General features: G+C 71.4%; 14 protein-coding genes. 12 read left to right on the top strand and 2 right to left on the bottom strand.

The window, feature by feature from the left end; translation table 11 throughout:
• Window positions 1–167 precede the first annotated feature (167 nt).
• The 10 genes from gatC to OG622_RS15860 all read left to right on the top strand — a co-directional run bounded on the left by gatC (window position 168) and on the right by OG622_RS15860 (window position 11472).
• Window positions 168–464, top strand: a complete 297-nt coding sequence (gatC, locus tag OG622_RS15905) for an Asp-tRNA(Asn)/Glu-tRNA(Gln) amidotransferase subunit GatC (protein ID WP_371576742.1) — start codon at window positions 168–170, stop codon at window positions 462–464.
• 7 nt (window positions 465–471) lie between these two features.
• Entirely contained in the window at window positions 472–1968 is a 1497-nt protein-coding gene (gene gatA / locus OG622_RS15900) for an Asp-tRNA(Asn)/Glu-tRNA(Gln) amidotransferase subunit GatA (protein ID WP_239757414.1), read from the top strand.
• A complete protein-coding gene (locus tag OG622_RS15895) occupies window positions 1965–2207 on the top strand; it encodes a hypothetical protein (RefSeq protein ID WP_037695811.1) in 243 nt (80 codons plus the stop codon). The genes gatA and OG622_RS15895 overlap by 4 nt, the downstream gene beginning before the upstream one ends.
• 15 nt (window positions 2208–2222) lie before the next feature.
• On the top strand, window positions 2223–3737 hold the full coding sequence (gene gatB / locus OG622_RS15890; protein ID WP_371576741.1) for an Asp-tRNA(Asn)/Glu-tRNA(Gln) amidotransferase subunit GatB: 1515 nt from the start codon (window positions 2223–2225) through the stop codon (window positions 3735–3737).
• A 234-nt stretch (window positions 3738–3971) separates the two neighbouring features.
• Complete coding sequence (locus tag OG622_RS15885; RefSeq protein WP_371576740.1) at window positions 3972–6284, top strand: MMPL family transporter; 2313 nt, start codon at window positions 3972–3974, stop codon at window positions 6282–6284.
• On the top strand, window positions 6262–6837 hold the full coding sequence (locus OG622_RS15880; RefSeq protein WP_371576739.1) for a GNAT family N-acetyltransferase: 576 nt from the start codon (window positions 6262–6264) through the stop codon (window positions 6835–6837). The genes OG622_RS15885 and OG622_RS15880 overlap by 23 nt, the downstream gene beginning before the upstream one ends.
• Before the next feature lie 35 nt (window positions 6838–6872).
• Complete coding sequence (locus tag OG622_RS15875; protein ID WP_371576738.1) at window positions 6873–7478, top strand: hypothetical protein; 606 nt, start codon at window positions 6873–6875, stop codon at window positions 7476–7478.
• A 185-nt stretch (window positions 7479–7663) separates the two neighbouring features.
• Window positions 7664–7879, top strand: a complete 216-nt coding sequence (locus tag OG622_RS15870) for a hypothetical protein (protein ID WP_371576737.1) — start codon at window positions 7664–7666, stop codon at window positions 7877–7879.
• Between the two features lie 227 nt (window positions 7880–8106).
• The gene (locus OG622_RS15865) at window positions 8107–11190 is read left to right on the top strand and encodes an AAA family ATPase (RefSeq protein WP_371584109.1); all 3084 of its coding nucleotides are present in this window, start codon (window positions 8107–8109) and stop codon (window positions 11188–11190) included.
• 81 nt (window positions 11191–11271) lie between these two features.
• A complete protein-coding gene (locus OG622_RS15860) occupies window positions 11272–11472 on the top strand; it encodes a DUF6191 domain-containing protein (RefSeq protein ID WP_371576736.1) in 201 nt (66 codons plus the stop codon).
• A gap of 11 nt (window positions 11473–11483) precedes the next feature.
• Here OG622_RS15860 and OG622_RS15855 read toward each other — a convergent pair whose 3' ends face one another.
• Window positions 11484–12650, bottom strand: coding sequence for a sorbosone dehydrogenase family protein (locus OG622_RS15855; RefSeq protein ID WP_371576735.1), 1167 nt, complete (start codon window positions 12648–12650; stop codon window positions 11484–11486).
• Window positions 12651–12849: 199 nt separating this feature from the next.
• Window positions 12850–13848 (bottom strand): aldo/keto reductase, encoded by a 999-nt coding sequence (locus OG622_RS15850; protein ID WP_371576734.1) that lies wholly within the window; start codon window positions 13846–13848, stop codon window positions 12850–12852.
• 74 nt (window positions 13849–13922) lie between these two features.
• Between OG622_RS15850 and OG622_RS15845 the strand changes: the two genes are divergently transcribed.
• Window positions 13923–14924, top strand: coding sequence for a 2-hydroxyacid dehydrogenase (locus OG622_RS15845; RefSeq protein WP_371576733.1), 1002 nt, complete (start codon window positions 13923–13925; stop codon window positions 14922–14924).
• A gap of 391 nt (window positions 14925–15315) precedes the next feature.
• Entirely contained in the window at window positions 15316–18378 is a 3063-nt protein-coding gene (locus OG622_RS15840; protein WP_371576732.1) for a putative bifunctional diguanylate cyclase/phosphodiesterase, read from the top strand.
• Window positions 18379–18566: the final 188 nt, after the last annotated feature.

The raw sequence follows: 18566 nt of genomic DNA, 5'->3' as shown, positions 1-18566 counted from the left end.
AGTGACGCGGGGAACTGCGGGGCCGGCCCCCACCTGCCTGCAGCCGCCAACGAACCCGCAACCCCCCGAGCCACAAGGCGCCCGAGTCCAAACCCGTGCGCGGGCAGCGGCGCGGGCCCCATAGGATTGGCGCCAAACCACACTCACTCACCCCAGAGGATCGCTGCATGGCTGGCATTACGCGCGAGGAGGTCGCCCACCTCGCCCGGCTGGCGCGTCTGGAGCTGAAGCCCGAAGAGCTTGAACACTTCGCGGGTCAGCTGGACGACATCATCGGCGCGGTCGCCCGCGTCAGTGAGGTCGCCGACCAAGACGTACCGCCGACCTCGCACCCGCTGCCGCTGACGAACGTCATGCGCGCGGACGAGGTCCGTCCGTCGCTCACCCCCGAGCAGGCACTTTCCGCCGCCCCGGCCCAGGAGCAGCAGCGTTTCAAGGTGCCGCAGATCCTGGGGGAGGACTGATCACGTCATGACCGACAGCATCATCAAGCTCACCGCGGCGGAGATCGCCGCGAAGATCGCTTCCGGCGAGCTCACCGCCGTACAGGTCACCGAGGCCCATCTGGCCCGGATCGAGGCCGTCGACGAGAAGGTGCACGCCTTCCTTCACGTCGACCGTGAGGGCGCCCTCGCGCAGGCCCGCGCCGTCGACGAGAAGAAGGCCAGGGGCGAGAAGCTCGGCCCGCTCGCCGGTGTTCCGCTCGCGCTCAAGGACATCTTCACCACGGTCGGTATCCCGACCACCGTGGGCTCGAAGATCCTCGAAGGGTGGATCCCGCCGTACGACGCCACCCTCACCAAGCGTCTGAAGGACGCCGACGTCGTCATCCTCGGCAAGACCAACATGGACGAGTTCGCCATGGGGTCCTCCACCGAGAACAGCGCGTACGGGCCGACCGGCAACCCCTGGGACCTCACCCGTATCCCCGGTGGCTCCGGCGGCGGTTCCTCCGCCTCCCTCGCCTCCTACCAGGCACCCCTCGCCATCGGCACCGACACCGGCGGCTCCATCCGCCAGCCGGCCGCCGTCACCGGCACGGTCGGTGTGAAGCCGACGTACGGCGCGGTCTCCCGCTACGGCATGGTGGCGTTCAGCAGCAGCCTCGACCAGGGTGGGCCCTGCGCCCGTACGGTCCTGGACGCGGCGCTCCTGCACGAGGTCATCGCCGGGCACGACCCGCTGGACTCCACCTCCATCGACGCCCCGGTCCCGCCGGTCGTCGAGGCCGCCCGCAACGGCAGTGTCGCCGGGATGCGCGTGGGCGTCGTCAAGCAGTTCCGCGGCGAGGGCTACCAGGCCGGTGTCGTCCAGCGGTTCGACGAGTCCGTCGAGCTGCTGAAGGAACTGGGCGCCGAGATCGTCGAGCTGGACTGCCCGTCGTTCGACCTGGCACTGGCCGCGTACTACCTGATCGCGCCGAGCGAGTGTTCGAGCAACCTCGCCCGCTTCGACGGGCTGCGCTACGGCCTGCGTACCGGCGACGACGGCACCAACTCCGCCGAGGCGGTCACCTCCCTCACCCGTGAGGCGGGCTTCGGCCCAGAGGTGAAGCGCCGCATCATGCTCGGCACGTACGCGCTCAGCTCCGGCTACTACGACGCGTACTACGGCAGCGCCCAGAAGGTCCGTACGCTCATCACGCGGGACTTCGAAAAGTCGTTCGAGAAGGTCGACGTCATCGTCTCGCCGACCACGCCCACCACCGCCTTCCCGATCGGCGAGCGCGCCGACGACCCGATGGCGATGTACCTGGCGGACCTCTGCACCATCCCGACCAACCTCGCGGGCAACGCCGCGATGTCCCTGCCCTGCGGCCTCGCGCCGGAGGACGGGCTGCCGGTCGGGCTGCAGATCATCGCCCCGGCACTGAAGGACGACCGTCTTTACAAGGTCGGCGCCGCCGTAGAGGCCGCCTTCGTGGAAAAGTGGGGGCACCCGCTCCTCGAGGAGGCTCCGTCGCTGTGACCAACGCACTGTCCAAGGCCAAGGACTTCCAGAAGTCCAAGTCCGGCACGTACGTGTCCATCGCCACCACCGCCTTCGGCGCGTGGGGTATCGCCAAGCGGATCAAGAAGGCCCGCGCGGACGAGGACACCCTGCGCCTGATCGACGCGACGGTCGCCGCCGTCGGCATCGTCACCGGCCTCGCCATCCTGTACCGCGAACTGAAGCGGCTGGGCGACGACGACGTCCTGCTGGGCTGAGAGGGAAGTTCAACCGTGACCACCACGACCGACCTGGTGTCGTACGAGGACGCGCTGGCGTCGTACGACCCCGTCATGGGCCTTGAGGTCCATGTCGAACTCGGCACCAAGACCAAGATGTTCTGCGGTTGTTCGACCGAACTCGGTCAGGACGCCAACACGCAGACCTGCCCCACCTGCCTCGGCCTGCCCGGCGCGCTTCCGGTCGTCAACGCGATCGGCATCGAGTCCGCGATCAGGATCGGTCTCGCGCTGAACTGCGAGATCGCCGAGTGGTGCCGCTTCGCCCGGAAGAACTACTTCTATCCGGACATGCCGAAGAACTTCCAGACCTCCCAGTACGACGAGCCGATCGCCTTCAACGGCTACCTCGACGTACAGCTGGAGGACGGGGAGACCTTCCGCGTGGAGATCGAGCGCGCCCACATGGAGGAGGACACCGGCAAGTCGACGCACGTCGGCGGTGCCACCGGCCGCATCCACGGCGCCTCGCACTCGCTGCTCGACTACAACCGCGCGGGCATCCCGCTCATCGAGATCGTCACCAAGCCGATCGAGGGTGCGGGTGAGCGTGCTCCCGAGGTCGCCAAGGCGTACGTCCGTGAACTGCGCGAGGTCATCAAGGCGCTCGGTGTCTCGGAAGCCCGCATGGAGATGGGGCAGATGCGCTGCGACGTGAACCTGTCGCTGCGCCCGCACGGCCGCGAGAAGTTCGGCACGCGCTCCGAGACGAAGAACGTGAACTCGCTGCGCAGCGTCGAGCGTGCCGCCCGTTTCGAGATCCAGCGGCACGCGGCCGTTCTGAACGGCGGCGGGACGATCATCCAGGAGACCCGGCACTTCCACGAGGACACGGGGTCCACGACCTCGGGCCGCGTGAAGGAGGAGGCCGAGGACTACCGGTACTTCCCCGAGCCGGACCTCGTTCCGGTGGCCCCCTCGCGCGAGTGGGTCGAGGAGATCCGGGCCTCACTGCCCGAGCTGCCGCTGGTCCGCCGCAACCGACTCCTCGCGGAGTGGGGCATCTCGGGCACCGAGATGCAGGCGATCCTCAACGCCGGCGCGCTGGACCTGATCGTCGCCACCATCGAGGCCGGGGCGGACTCCGTCTCCGCCCGCAAGTGGTGGATGGGCGAGCTGGCCCGCAGCGCCAACGAGTCGGGTGTCCCGCTCGACGGGCTGGCGATCACGCCGGAGCAGGTCGCCCGGGTCACCGCGCTGGTCGCGTCCGGCGACCTGAACGACAAGCTGGCCCGCCAGGTCATCGAAGGCGTTCTCGCGGGCGAAGGCACCCCGGACGAGGTCGTCGACAAGCGCGGTCTGAAGGTCGTCTCCGACGAGGGTGCCCTGACGACGGCCGTCGAGGAGGCCATCGCCGGCAACCCGGGCATCGCCGACAAGATCCGTGGCGGCAAGGTGGCCGCGGCCGGAGCCCTGGTCGGCGCCGTCATGAAGGCCACCCGGGGTCAGGCCGACGCGGCTCGCGTCAAGGAGCTTATCCTGGAACAGCTGGGCGTCACCGAAGGCTGAGCCGAGGTGAACAGGCGGGCGGTTCCCCGCGTACCCCTGAGGGCGGCACATCACTGCGATGAGCCGCCCTCAGGCGTGTGCGCGGCAGTGACGCGGGGCGACAGAGTGCCGCCGTTTGTCCTGTGAGGTGGCTCCCATCCCATGTGAGGAGACCCTCAAAGGGGCTAAACGATCACATTGTGGTGCAATAGTTGCCAGGAATTGCTCATGCCTCCCCCCTCAGGAGCACGATCTGTGGCAGCCCTTGCGCGCTGGTGTGTCCGGCACCGCCTTGTCGCCGTACTTCTGTGGCTTCTCGCGTTCGCCGGCACGGCCGCCGGCGCCGCCGTGGCGGGAGCCGCGTACTCGAACGACTACAAGACCCCCGGCACCGAATCCAGCCGCGCCACCGAACTCCTGAGCAAGGGCTTCCCCGGCGTCAGCGGGGACAGCGCCACCGTCGTCTGGCACACGGACGAGGGGTCCGTACGGGCCGCCGCCGTCGAGCAGACGATGACCCGGACCCTCGACGAGCTGGCCGACCTGCCGGGCGTCGCCGCCGTGACCGATCCGTACGACGGCGCCGACGGCGGCCGGATCAGCGAGGACGGCCGTACGGCGTACGCCACCCTCACCTTCGACAGGCCTGCCGAGGACGTGGACAAGGCACAGGCCGAGGCCGTCGTCGACGCCGCGAAGGGCGCCGAGGGCGCCGGTCTCCAGGTGGAACTGGGCGGCACCTCGATCGAACTCACCGAGACCTCCGGCGGGCACCTCGCCGAGATCGTCGGCGTGCTCGTCGCCGCCCTCGTCCTCTTCCTCGCGTTCGGCTCGCTCGCCGCCAGCCTGCTGCCGATCGCGACCGCCCTGGTCAGTGTCGGTACCGCCTACGCGGGGATCACCCTGCTCGGGCACGCCATGACGGTCGCCGACTTCGCGCCCATGCTGGGCACCCTGATCGGCCTCGGCGTCGGCATCGACTACGCGCTGTTCATCGTGACCCGGCACCGCCGGGGGCTGAAGCGGGGCCTGTCCGTCGAGGAGGCCGCGCGGAACGCGGTCGCGACCACCGGACGGGCCGTCGTCTTCGCGGGCGCCACGGTCTGCATAGCCCTGCTCGGCATGCTGATCCTGCGGCTCGGCTTCCTCAACGGCGTCGCGATCGCCGCCTCCCTCACCGTGGTCCTCACCGTCGCCGCCTCCGTGACGCTGCTGCCGGCCCTGCTGTCGTTCATCGGCATGCGGGCGCTGAGCCGCCGTGAGCGCCGCCGGCTCGCCGAGCACGGCCCCGAGCCCGAGCTGCCCACGGGCTTCGCCGCCCGCTGGTCCGCCTTCGTCGAACGGCACCCCAAGAAGCTCGGCGCGATCGCCCTCGTCGTCATGACCCTGCTTGCCCTGCCCACGCTCGGGCTGCGCCTGGGCACCTCCGACCAGGGCAACGACCCGGCGGCGACGACCACCCGCCAGGCCTACGACCTCCTGGCAAAGGGCTTCGGGCCCGGCGTCAACGGCCCGCTCACCCTCGTCACCAAGGTCGACGGCGCCGCCGACAAACTCGCGCTCGACAACCTCGACACCACGCTGAGGGCCACCGAGGGCGTCTCGGCGGTGACCCCGGTGACGTACAACACCGGCGGCGACACCGCGTACCTCACCGTCGTACCGAAGTCCTCCCCGCAGTCCGCGAAGACCAGCGACCTCGTCGAACGGCTGCGCGACGAGGTACTGCCGCGCGCCGAGACCGGAACCTCGCTCGATCTGCACGTCGGCGGGGTGACCGCCGGGTACGACGACTTCGCGGACGTCATCGTCGGCAAGCTGCCGCTGTTCGTGGGGGTCGTCATCGGCCTCGGCTGCCTGCTGCTCCTGCTCGCCTTCCGGTCCATCGGGATACCGCTCAAGGCCGCCGCGATGAACGTCGCCGCCGTCGCCGCCGCGTTCGGCGTGGTCGTCGCGATCTTCCAGTGGGGCTGGGGCAGTGAGCTGCTGGGCCTCGGCCGCGCCGGGCCGATCGAGCCCTTCCTCCCCGTGATCATGGTCTCGGTCCTCTTCGGGCTCTCCATGGACTACCAGGTCTTCCTGGTCAGCCGGATGTACGAGGAGTGGCTGGAGACCGGCGACAACCGGCGCGCGGTCCGGGTCGGCCTCGCCGAGACCAGCCGGGTGATCAACTCCGCGGCGGTCATCATGATCTCCGTCTTCCTCGCCTTCGTGCTCAGCGGCGACCGCGTGATCGCCATGTTCGGCATCGCCCTGGCCGTCGCCGTCGCCCTCGACGCCTTCGTCCTCCGTACGCTGCTCGTCCCCGCCCTCATGCACCTGCTCGGCGGCGCCAACTGGTGGCTGCCCCGCTGGCTCGACCGGCGCATGCCCCGCATCAGCATCGAGCCGCCCGAATCCCGCGCCGCCCATGAGAGGCTGGCCGCCGCGACGGACGCCGAGGCGGCGGACGTACTGGCGGGGGACGCCGGCGAAGTACCGGCGCGGGACGCCGACGCGACGGGCGTACGGGCTACGGACGTACGGGCGAAGGAGCGACAGCCGGATGTACGCGATATCCCTGGGTGACGACGGGGCCGAACTGCGGCCCCTGGAGCCCTGGCACGCCGAGGAGTTCCTCACGCACCTGGAGCGGGGGCGGGACTTCGTCAACGAGTACGTCCCCTTCGGCCAGACCGCCACGGATGTCGCGTCGGCACGCGCCGCCCTCCAGCGGTACGCCGACATGCGCGCCGCCGACACCGGCTCCCTGCACGGCATCTGGCTCGACGGCAAGCTCGTCGGCGGGGTCCTCTTCCTCAACTTCGACGCGGAGAACGCCAACTGCGAGGTCGGCTGCTGGCTGGAGCCCGCCGGCACGGGGCGGGGGCTGGTCACCCGTGCGATGCGGATCCTCATCGACTGGGCCGTCGACGTCCGCGCCGTCCACCGCGTCGAGTGGATCGCGGCCTCCGGCAACACACCGAGCCTGAACGTGGCACGGCGGCTCGGCATGGTCAGGGACGGCGTGCAGCGGGAGAGGTATCCCCATCGAGGTGTCCGGCACGACTTGGAGATATGGTCCGTCCTGGCGCCCGAATGGCGTGCGGCACGTGATCGCAGCGCTCACAGCGATCATTAAGAAACCTCTCAGACAACATTCGTACGGTGCGAGGTATGGGAACCAAGACAGTTGACGAGACCGGTGCCGACACGGGCACCGAGGCCAAGAACGAGGACGAGTCGGTGAAGGTCGCCGACGTCACCAAGGACGACGCGGCGAAGGAGGAAGCCGCGACGGACACCGGCGACTCGGTCGAGGCCGACGACTCCGACGATGCCGGAGTGTTCGACGAGGAGTTCCCGCCGGCCGCCGCGAAGGCGTCGCCGGGTGTGGGACAGGGTGCCGCCGGCATCGTGTCCGTGGTGCTGGGCCTCGTGTCGCTGACCGGCGGCTGGGTCGGCACGGTCGCCTCCGCGCGCGAGGGGATCAACGGCCAGATCGAGATGCAGGCCGCGACGAACGCGACCGTCGCCACGCAGCTCCAGGCGGTCTACGGCGACGCCTGGCAGGCATCCGCGCTGTGGGGCGGCATCTTCGCGCTGGTCGGGCTGCTCGTCGGCGTCGCCGTGCTGGTGCGGCCCGCGTTCGGCGACCCCGACCAGGTGCAGACACCGTGGATCAAGTCGGTGGCCTGGGCCGGTGTCTCGGTCGGCTTCATCGGGCTGGTGCTCGCCGCCCTGAAGTACTCCGACGCCATTCTGACACTGCCGAGCACCTGACGCCCGCTGCGGCAGGACGACTTCTGAGGGGCCTTAGGCCCGTCGTAGGTATCCCTACGACGGGCCTAAGGCCCCTTTGGCGTTCAAGATGCGGAACTCTCCCGATGTGGCCGCCCCGCCTTGGAGACGAAGGTTGAGACATCGCAGCAAGCGAGCCGAGACCGACTCTTCACAAGGGGTACGAGATGTTCGAGTACGAGCTCCAGCAGATCCGTTCCGCAGAGCTGATCCGCGAGGCGGAGCACCACCGTCAGGTACGCGAGGCCCGCCGCGCCCGCCGCGAGGCCGCGCACGACTCCAGGACGACGGCGAGCTCCGCGTCGGGGGAGGGGGACAAGGACGCCGAGGGGTGGGTGCTCGGTGACCGCATACGCAGGCTCCGCTTCACACGCGCCGCGTGAGCGCGGGGGCGGGGGCGGGGGCCGGGAAGCGGGCCGGCTCGGCCGGGGACCGTGGTGACACGGAGGCCGGACGGGCGGGCTCGGCCGAAGGCCCCCGAGTCGCGGAGACCGGACACGGCAGCCCGATGGCGAGCGGGGGCGGCGGCGGACTCGGGGACCCGGCCGGCGGCAGGCCGGCTGTCCGGGGCCTGCGGATAATCGGTGCCGGAGTGTCCGAGGGTCGTGCGATGCTCGGCGATGTGGAGACCAGGTCCGTCAGTCCCGTGTTCGTCGGTCGCGCCGACGAACTGGAGGTGTTGCGCGAGGCGTTGGCCCGCGCCGGTCGAGGCGCCGCGCGCGCGGCGGGGAACGGGGGAGACGGGGGCGGGCCGCAGGCACTGCTGCTCGGCGGCGAGGCCGGGGTGGGGAAGACCCGCCTGGTCGAGGAGTTCGCCGGCGAGGCCACGCGCCAGGGCGCGGTCGTCGCGCCCGGCGGCTGCGTCGAGATCGGCGCCGACGGACTGCCCTTCGCCCCCTTCTCCACCGCGCTGCGCGCCCTGCGCCGCAGGCTGCCCGACGAACTGGCCGCCGCGGCCGCCGGACAGGAACAGGAACTGGCCCGGCTGCTGCCCGAGTTGGGTGAGACCTCGCGCGCACGGGACGACGAGGAAGGCACGGCCCGCCTCTTCGAACTCACCGCCCGCCTCCTGGAACGCCTCGCCGCCGACCGGACGATCGTCCTCGTCCTGGAGGACCTGCACTGGGCCGACGCCTCCACCCGCCACCTCCTCTCCTACCTCCTGCGCACGCTGCGCACCGGCCGTCTCGTCGTCCTCGCCACCTACCGCTCCGACGACATCCACCGCCGTCACCCGCTGCGCCCCCTCCTCGCCGAACTCGACCGCCTCCGCACGGTCCGCCGCATCGAACTGCCCCGCTTCGACCGCGCCGAGGTCGGCCGCCAGCTCGCCGGCATCCTCGCCGCCGAACCCGACCCGGAACGCGCCGACGAGATCTTCGAACGCTCCGACGGCAACGCCTTCTTCGTCGAGGAACTCGCCGTCGCCGCCCACGACGGCGGCTGCCCCGGCCTCACCGACTCCCTGCGCGACCTGCTCCTGGTCCGCGTCGAACGGCTCCCCGACGACGCCCAGCGGATCGCCCGCATCGTCGCCGAGGGTGGCTCCACCGTGGAGTACTCCCTGCTCGCGGCTGTCGCCCGGCTCCCCGAGGACGACCTCATCGAAGCCCTGCGGGCCGCCGTCGGCGCCAACATCCTGATCGCCGCCCCCGGCGACGACGGCTACCGCTTCCGCCACTCCCTGGTCCGCGAGGCCGTCAGCGACGACCTGCTGCCCGGCGAACGCTCCCGCCTCAACCGCCGCTACGCCGAGGTACTGGAAGCCGACCCCGCACTCGTCCCCACCGACGGCCGCGCCACCCGCCTGGCCAGCTACTGGTACCACGCCCACGACGCCGCCAAGGCCCTGCCCGCCGTCCTCGACGCCTCCGCCGAGGCCCGCTCCCGGCACGCGCACTCCGAGCAACTACGCCTCCTGGAACGGGCGATGGAGCTGTGGGACGCGGCCCCCGACGTCGTACGCGCCGCACTGCGCCCCGTCGACTACACCGAGGTCTACCCGCCCTGCGGCTGCGCCCCGGGCACCCACCCCCTGCGCTACCTCGACCTGATGGCCGAGGCGGCCGTCGCCGGACGACTGTGCGGAGAGCGGGAACGGGCCCTGAGGATCACCCGACGGGCACTCGACCGGCTCGCCGACACGGACAATCCCCTGCGCGCCGCCTGGTTCTGGGTGCAGCGCTCCCTGCTGACCGAGGGCCTGGCCCGGGGCGACGGCTGGAAGGAGCTCGCCACCGCCCAGGAACTGGTCCGCGGCCAGCCCCCGTCCGAGGTGCACGCCGAGGTGCTCTCCCGCGTCGCCTGCTGGTCCATGCTCCACGCCCCCGGCCCCGACGCGCTCTCCGACGCCCAGCGCGCCGTCGAGTACGCGCGCATGGTCGGCGCCGAGGACATCGAACTCAACGCCCGCCTCACCCTCGGCGGCCTGATGGCCGACGCGGGCCACGTCGACACGGGCATCGCCGAGATGCAGGCGGTCCTCCGGAGCGCGCTCGAACGCGGGCCCGCCGCCGTCGTGGGCCGCGCCCATGTGAACCTTCCGTCCTGCCTGGAGGGCGTCGGCCGCTCGCAGGAGGCCGCCGGCCTGCTGCGCACGGGACTCGACGTCACCCGACGCATGGGTCTGCGGGACTCCGAGGCCTGGATCTGGGGCAACCTCTCCGAATCGCTCTTCTCCCTCGGACACTGGGACGAGGCCATGGAGGCCGCCACGAAAGCCGGGTGCACCGGGAGCAGCACCAAGGCGCGCGGCGGCAGCTCCCTCTGTGTCGCCGCCCTCGCCCTCGCCCGCGGCGACACCGCCGATGCCCGACGCCAACTCGCCGCCGCACACGGCTACTTCGGCACCCACAACCCCATGCCCCAGAACAACCTGCCGTTGTCCTCCCTCACCATCGGCGTCGCCGCCGCCGACGGCCGCCTCCCGGACGCCCGCGCCGAACTGGCCCGCGTCCTCGACACCGGCTTCCCCGTCGGCACCCAGCGCTACGCCTGGCCCCTGCTGCTCACCGCCGCCACCGCCGAGGCCGACGCCCGCGCCCTGCCGACCGCCGGGCCCGGCCGTGCCGAATCCCTCGACCGGATCTTCACCGTGGTCAGGAAGCTCACCACCGGCGCACCGGTCTGGCTCGCCCACGAACGCTGGGTCCGCGCCGAACTCCAGCGCGCCGAGGGCATGACGGCCCCCGACACCTGGTCCGACGTCGTCACCGCCTTCGAGGCCCTGGAGCGGCCCTACGACCTCGCCCGCGTCCGGCACCGCCTCGCCGAGGCGCTGCTGGCCGACGGCACGGACGACGAGGCGCGGGACCGCGCGACGGAACTGCTGCGACTGGCAGCCGCCGTCGCCGACCACCTCGGCGCCCGCCCGCTCGCCGACGAGGTCGCCCTCCTCGCCCGCCGAGCCCGCCTCACCCTGAGCCGCGCCTCCGAGCCCGCCCTCACCTCCGCCGACCCCGTCGCCGCACTCGGCCTCACCGGCCGCGAGCACGACGTCCTCCGCCTGGTGGCCGCCGGCCGCACCAACCGCCAGATAGCGGAGGAACTCTTCATCTCCCCGAAGACGGCCAGCGTCCACGTCTCCAACATCCTCGCCAAGCTCGGCGTCTCGAGCCGGGGCGAGGCGGCGGCGGTGGCCCATCGGGTGGGATTGTTCCCGGAGGGGGCCGGGGAGCGGCTTGCGGCGGGATGATGGCACAGAGGACCGCCGAGGCTCCGCTGTTCGACCGGGACCGACCGTCCGCCGCCTCGCGGCCCTGGGGGAGGAACAGCTGTGTTCAACGCCTTCGAGGAACTGTTCGCACCCGGCCGCAAGCACACCCGTGACGAGCAGAAGCGGCTGGAACTGACCCGTGAGGACGTAGGGGACAACGACCGCGGACGCGGACCGATAGACCTCGCGTCCGGGAAGGTCGTCGTACGGCCCCCCGAGCCGGTGACGGAAGAGGCCGAGGAGCGCCTCGCAGAGGAGTAGGGGCGGGCGGTCTACTTCACCTCCAGCTCCAGGATCTTGTCGTCGCCGCCCTCCGGGGAACCCCGCCCGTCCGTCTCGCTGGTCACCAGCCAGAGTCTGTCCTCACCGGCGGAGACGACCGTGCGCAGTCGGCCGTAGTCGCCCTCCAGGAAGGCCTGGGGGTCGGCGGCGGTCTCGGTGCCGTCGAGGGGGATGCGCCACAGGCGCTCGCCCCTGAGGCCCGCCATCCAGACCGAGCCCTCCGCCATGGCGATGCCGCTCGGAGAGGCCTCGTCCGTACGCCACACGGCCACCGGGTCGACGTAACCGGACTTGCCGCCCTTGCCCTCCACCTCCGGCCAGCCGTAGTTCCCGCCGGGCCGGATCTGGTTCAGCTCGTCCCAGGTGTTCTGGCCGAACTCCGAGGCCCACAGGCGCTGCTTGCCGTCCCAGGCGAGACCCTGGACGTTGCGGTGGCCGTACGAGTACACGACGGAGTCGTCGAAGGGGTTGCCCGGGGCCGGCTCGCCGTCCGGGGTCATCCGGAGGATCTTGCCGCCGAGGGAGTCCTTGTCCTGGGCCAGGGGGCCCTCGTACCGCTCGCCCGTGCTCGCGTACAGCATCTTGTCGGGGCCGAAGGCGAGCCGGCCGCCGTTGTGGTTCGTGCCCTTGGGGATGGAGCGGAGGATGATGTCGGGGGCGCCGAGCTGCCCGCCCGCGGGTTTCTCGGGGTCGTACAGCATCCGCACGATCCGGTTGTCGGACTCCGAGGTGAAGTACGCGTAGATCATGTGGTCGGAGGCGTACTCCGAGGAGAGCGCGATGCCCATGAGGCCGCCCTCGCCGGCCGGGGCCACGCCGGGGACCTCCCCGAGCACGGTCTTCTTGCCGGACTCCTCGTCGATTCTGCTGATCGTGGCCTCGTCACGGGAGGACACGAGGAGCCCGCCCTCGGGCAGGGGCGCGAGACCCCAGGGGGTGTCCAGGTCCTCGGCGACGGTGCGGACCACCTTCACCGAGCCCTCGGCCGGGGGTGCCGCGTCCGCCCCTTGCTCGGGCGGGGGTGACTCGGCACCGCTGCTGCTCGGGGGTGAGCCGCCGGCAGCGCCCCTCTTCTCTCCGTCGTCGGAGGAGCAGCTGGTCGTCACCAGGAGCACGGCTGCGGCCAATGCGGCCGTCACCACTCGACGTTGCACCATCACGATCCCTTCGGCGTGGAGCTTCTACTTGTCTTACACCGCGAGTGCCCCACAGGTTCCACCTCCGCCCGATCAAGCACATATTTCGCCTGACGCACGACTCATAACGCGCGACTCACAACGCATGACGCCTGACGCACTGTTCACGACGCACGACGCACGGCGCCTGGTACGCGACGCACGGCCGGCCGTCGTCCCCTCAGTCCCAGGATCCAAGCGCGGGAGGAAGTCCCGCCACCTCTGCCAGATCCTCGGCCGTGAGGCGCAGGGCGTGGGCGGCCGCGTTCTCCGTCACCCAGCGTGCCTGCTTGGTGCCCGGCACCGGGACCACGTGCGGGCCGAGGGACAGGACCCAGGCGAGGGCGACCTGAGCAGGGGTCACGGTCCCCCCGTGACGGGCCGCGACGCGGCGGAGGCAGACGACGAGGGGCTGGTTGGCGGCCATCATGTCGGCGGTGAAGCGGGGGTGGCGGGCGCGGAGGTCGTCGCGCTCGAAGCCCCCACCGGGCGTCAGGGTGCCGGTGAGGAAACCATTCCCCAGGGGCATGGCGGCGAGGAAGCCGATACCGCGGGCCACGCACCAGGGGAGAAGGGAGTCCAGGGCCTCACGCGACCAGACCGACAGCTCCGCCTGCACGGCGCTCACCGGGAAGACCTGCTGGACCCGCCGGAGCTGGCGGATCGTGGTGTCGTACATACCCGCGCCCGACCGGCGCCCCGCCCGCGCGCCCACCGCGCACAGGCCCAACGCCCTTACCTTCCCGGCCTGTACGAGTTCCGCCATCGCGCCCCACGTCTCCTCCACGGGAACCTCGGGGTCCGCCCGGTGGAGCTGGTAGAGATCGATGACGTCGGTCTGGAGCCGGCGCAGCGAGGCGTCGCAGGCACGTCGCACATAACCGGGGCGGCCGTTGGCCACGATGTGCTGCTCACCCACCAGCAGGCCCACCTTGGTGGAGACGAAGGCCTCCGCGCGGCGCTCCTTCAGCACCCGGCCCACCAGCAGCTCGTTGGTGAAGGGGCCGTACATGTCGGCCGTGTCCAGCAGTGTGGTGCCGAGGTCGAGCGCGCGGTGCACCGTCCGCATCGACTCGTCGCCCCGTTGCCGCGACCCGGTGTACGCCCAGCTCATCGGCATGCACCCGAGCCCTACAGCCCCCACCTCGAGCGTCGCCGCGCCGATCGTCCTGCGCTCCACCTGGTCGTGACCCTCCCTCTCCCGACCCCCAACCTAACCTCTGCCGTGCCGGGTACCTGACATAGCCTCCGGGCATGACTCCTGAAGCGACTGCCGCCCCGACCGCGGACGTGACCGCCGAGGTGTGGCTCCCCATCCCACCGGACGAGATCGAGGGGCTCCCACCGGGTCCCCGCTACCTTTTCTGGGACGGCGGTGACGACGGCACACAGCCTTATCCGGGCGACCCCGCGGACTGCGTCCTGTACGTGGTGCCCTACATGAAGCGCTGGCCGGTGAAGGTGAACCCGCTGGAGCACATGCGGAACCTGCGGGTGGTCCAGACGCTCACGGCGGGCGTCGACGACGTCCTGACCCGGCTGTCGGTGCTCGCTCCCGGGGTGCAGCTGTGCAACGCGCGTGGAGTGCACGAGGCCAGCACGGCCGAGCTCGCGCTCACCCTGACCCTCGCCTCGCTGCGCGGCGTCCCCGACTTCGTGCGGGCCCAGCAACAGGAGCGCTGGCAGGGCGACTTCCGTCCCGCGCTCGCCGACCGGACGGTCCTGATCGTCGGCTACGGGGCGATCGGCGCCGCCATCGAGGACCGGCTCGTGCCCTTCGATGTGGCGCGGGTGGCGCGCGTCGCGCGCTCTGAGCGCACCACGGCGCGCGGACCGGTGCATTCGTTCACCGAACTGCCCTCCCTGTTGCCGCAGGCGGATGTCGTGATCCTGTCCACTCCTCTCACGGAACAGACGAAAGGCCTGGTCAACGCCGATTTCCTGGCCCGCATGAAGGACGGGGCCCTCCTGGTGAATGTTGCCCGCGGAGGCGTCGTCGACACCAAGGCGCTGCTCGCGGAACTGGACGGCGGACGCATCACCGCGGCACTCGACGTCACCGACCCGGAGCCGCTGCCGCCGGGGCACCCGCTCTGGCGCGCGCCCGGGGTCCTCATCAGCCCGCACGTCGGCGGCCCCACGTCGGCCTTCCTGCCGCGTGCCAAAAGGCTGCTGGTGGACCAGTTGGGACGATTCGTGAACCGTGAACCACTGCGCAACGTGGTCCTTACGACGGGCGAGACGGACGACGTGTAATCCACTTCGGGCACCCTCCGCGTTCCTTCGGAAGCGGAACGTGCTCGTGTTGCCAGAGGTGGTCACGGAGCGTAGAGGAGCTATGTCCCTGAGTGACGAGACTGGTGTATCGTCCCGACAGGGGCTGCGCCGCGCACCGTTCGGCGCCGGGGACGGACTTGAGACAGCGAGGGGGGCGACGGGCGATGCACGGCCTATGGACGAACGATCCGACGCGGCGGAGTCGCCGACGGCGGCCCTGGCGAGCTGCGACGCGGAGGCACCCGCACGGGAGCCACGGCGGCCACAGCGGTCACGGTCATCACCGCAGGCACAGCAACCGCAGAAAGCACGCCCACCCGACGCACCGGGACCAGAGGGACACGGGAGCGGCGCTCATCAGGGAGACCCGGTGAGCACCCGCCAGTCCTCCGCCTCCACGCTGAGCCCCACGTTCCGGGCGGCCAAGCCGGTGTCCGGTCCGCCGCTGCCCGGCGGGCGGGCGCCCGCCCGCCGTGGCGCGAGCCTGCGGGCCCAGCTCGTCCTCGCCCTGCTCTGCGCGGCCTACGCCGTCGGCGCCGCGTTCGGCTGGGGCAATGAGCAGGTCGCCCTCGTCATGGGCGACTTCGGGCTCAGCGCCGCCGCCGCCGCGGCCGCCGTCTCCTGTTTCCGCTACGCGCGCCGCCGCCGCAGCCGCTTTCGGCCCGCCTGGCTGCTGTTCGCCCTCTCCTCCGCCATGGCGGCCCTGGGCAACGGCGTCTGGGGGTGGTACGAGGTCGTCCTGGAGCGGCCCGTGCCCGAGCCGAGCTACGCGGACCTGTTCTTCCTCTGCTTCGCGCCACCCGCCATCGTCGGCCTGCTGGTGCTGGCCAAGAGGCCCGTGACCAGGGCCGGCTGGGTCTGCCTGGCGCTGGACTCCTGGCTCATCGGCGGCTCCCTGGTCACCCTCTCCTGGAGCCTCGCGCTCGCCCAGACCGCCCAGCTCGACGACTCCGACACCGCGCACACGGCGCTCTCGCTGGCCTACCCGCTGCTCGACATCGCCCTGGTCAGCATGGTGCTCGCGCTGCACTTCCGCCGCTCCTCCATGCACCGCTCCGCGGTGAACACCGCGATCGGCGCCCTCGCGCTCACCGTGATGTGCGACGCCCTGTTCACCTCGCCCCTGCTGCACACCAGCTACCGCTCCGGCCAGCTCCTCGACGCCGGCTGGTTCGCGGGCTCCCTGCTCCTCGCCTACGCCCCCTGGACCGGTCAGCGGCACGGACAGCCGGACGAGGGCGGGCACGCGCGCGTGGTGCACGAACACATCCCGGGCCAGCGCCACGAGGTGCAGCCGGGCCACCGTCACGAGGTCCAGCCGGGCCACCGGCACGACGGACCACAGGGAGGACACATGCATGTGCTCCTCCAGGGAGGAGGTGACAGTCACAATCCGGCCACCCGCCCCATGGCCGGTTCCCTGGCCGCGCTCACTCCCTACCTGGCCGCCGCCGTCTGCACCCTGGGCATCCTCTACAACGTCCTCAACGGCCGCAGGGTCGACCGCGTGGTGCTCATCACCGCCTGCACCGTCGTGCTCGCCCTCGTCGTGCGCCAGGGCATCATGCTCCTCGACAACATCACCCTCACCCAGGAACTGGCCCAGAAGGAGAACCACTTCCGCTCCCTGGTGCAGGGCTCCAGCGACGTCATCATGATCGCCGCACCGAACGGCATCCTCCGCTACGTCAGCCCGGCCGCCGCCGGGGTCTACGGCCGCCCTGCGGAGGACCTCGTCGGCAAGGAGCTGGCCTCGATCATCCACCCCGAGGACCTCGGCTGCGTCGTCCACGAGGTGCGACGCTTCCTCGCCGCCAGCCCGGCCGAGGAGCCCACCACCCGCATCGAGTGCCGCTTCAAGGCCGGCGGTGGGGGCACCTCCCGCTCGAGCCAAGCCGGGAGTGGGGGTGGCTGGCTGAACGTGGAGTCCACGGTCAACCGCCACCACGGCGGCCTCATCCTCAACAGCCGGGACGTGACCGAAAGAGTGCGTCTGCAGGCCCAGCTGCAGCACAACGCCGAGCACGATCCGCTCACCGACCTGCCCAACCGCGCCCTGTTCACCAAGCGCGTCCAGCAGGCGCTCTCCGGCCGCCGCTCCTCCGACCGCGGGGCCGCCCTGCGCAACACGGCTGTCCTCTTCATCGACCTCGACGGCTTCAAGGCCGTCAACGACACGATCGGGCACCAGGCCGGGGACGAGCTGCTCGTCCAGGCCGCCCGCAGACTCCAGGACGCCGTCCGGCAGGGCGACACCGCCTCCCGCCTCGGCGGCGACGAGTTCGCCGCTCTCATCGTCGGGGACGGCTCCCGCGACCGCACCGCCCGGGAACAGCACATCCTGGAGCTCGCCGACCGGCTCCGGATCGCCCTCTCGCAGCCCTACACCATCGGCGGCAACGATGTACGGGTCGCCGCCTCCATCGGCGTCTCGTTCGCCGAGCCGGGCCTCGGTGCGGGCGAGCTGCTGCGCAACGCCGACCTCGCCATGTACCGGGCCAAGGCGTCCGGCAAGGGCCGCGTCGAGCTGTACAAGCCGCAGATGCAGCAGGACGTCGTACGCAAGGCCGAGCTGGCCACCCGGCTGCGGGCCGCGCTGCACGACGGCGAGTTCATGCTGCTGAACCAGCCCGTGGTGGAGCTGGAGACCGGCCGGATCTCGTCGGTCGCGACCGCGGCCCGCTGGCGCTCGTCCCAGGGGGTGCTCTTCACGCCCGCCGAGTTCCTACGGGTTTCCGAGGACAGCGAGAAGACCGCGGAGCTGGGCCGCTGGATGCTGGAGCAGGCGGTCGAGCAGGCCGCCGACCGCCTCACCAGCGGCCTGAACGTACCGGTGTCCGTGCGGATGAGCGCCCGGCGCCTGCTGGACCGCTCACTGCCCCCCGGCTCGGTCGAGATGCTCCTGGCCCGTCACGGGCTGCCCTCCGGCTCCCTGGTCGTCGAGTTGTCCGACACCGAGCTGAAGGGCCCACTGGACGAGCTGGAGCGTCGGCTGAACCACCTTCGCCGCCTCGGTGTCCGGATCGCCCTGGACGGCCTCGGCAGCGGCCACGCGGCGATCACGGCCCTGCGCCGGCTTCCCGTCGACGTACTGAAGCTGGACCGCGGCCTCGTCGAGGGGATCGTGGAGTCCACGCGGCTGCAGAAGATCACGCGTGGGCTGCTGCGCATCGCCGACGACCTGGGGCTGCAGTCCGTGGCCGACGGAGTGGATCTGCCCGAGCAGGTCGTCGCCCTGCGCGCGATGGGCTGTACCCACGGCCAGGGCGCCGCCTTCTCCGGACCGCTCGACGAGTACCGCCTCCGCCGGGCCCTGTCCCTCGGGCACTTTCCGGTGCCCTCGGGACCGGCGGAACCCGCGTTCGCGGGTGGCACGAGAGAACCGGAGGGGCGCGTCGTGGCCTCGGCGCCGACCATGGCGCCCCGGAGGTGAGCGCGCATGGACGGGCGCGGGGGTGTACACAAGTGGGTGATCGCTGTCCACGGAGGCGGAAGTGCCCATCGCTCACATAGTGAGACTCCCATCCCACCCACTTGACACACGGTGCGCGCCGGGGAGAGGGTCATTGCCATGCGCACCCGAATCCTCGTACTTGGAAAGCGCGTCGGCTGAAGCTGGGA

Source organism: Streptomyces sp. NBC_01314 (assembly GCF_041435215.1).
Taxonomy (GTDB): Bacteria; Actinomycetota; Actinomycetes; order Streptomycetales; family Streptomycetaceae; genus Streptomyces.
Note: the sequence above shows the minus strand (reverse complement) of the source record. Positions and strands in the feature narration are given on the sequence as shown.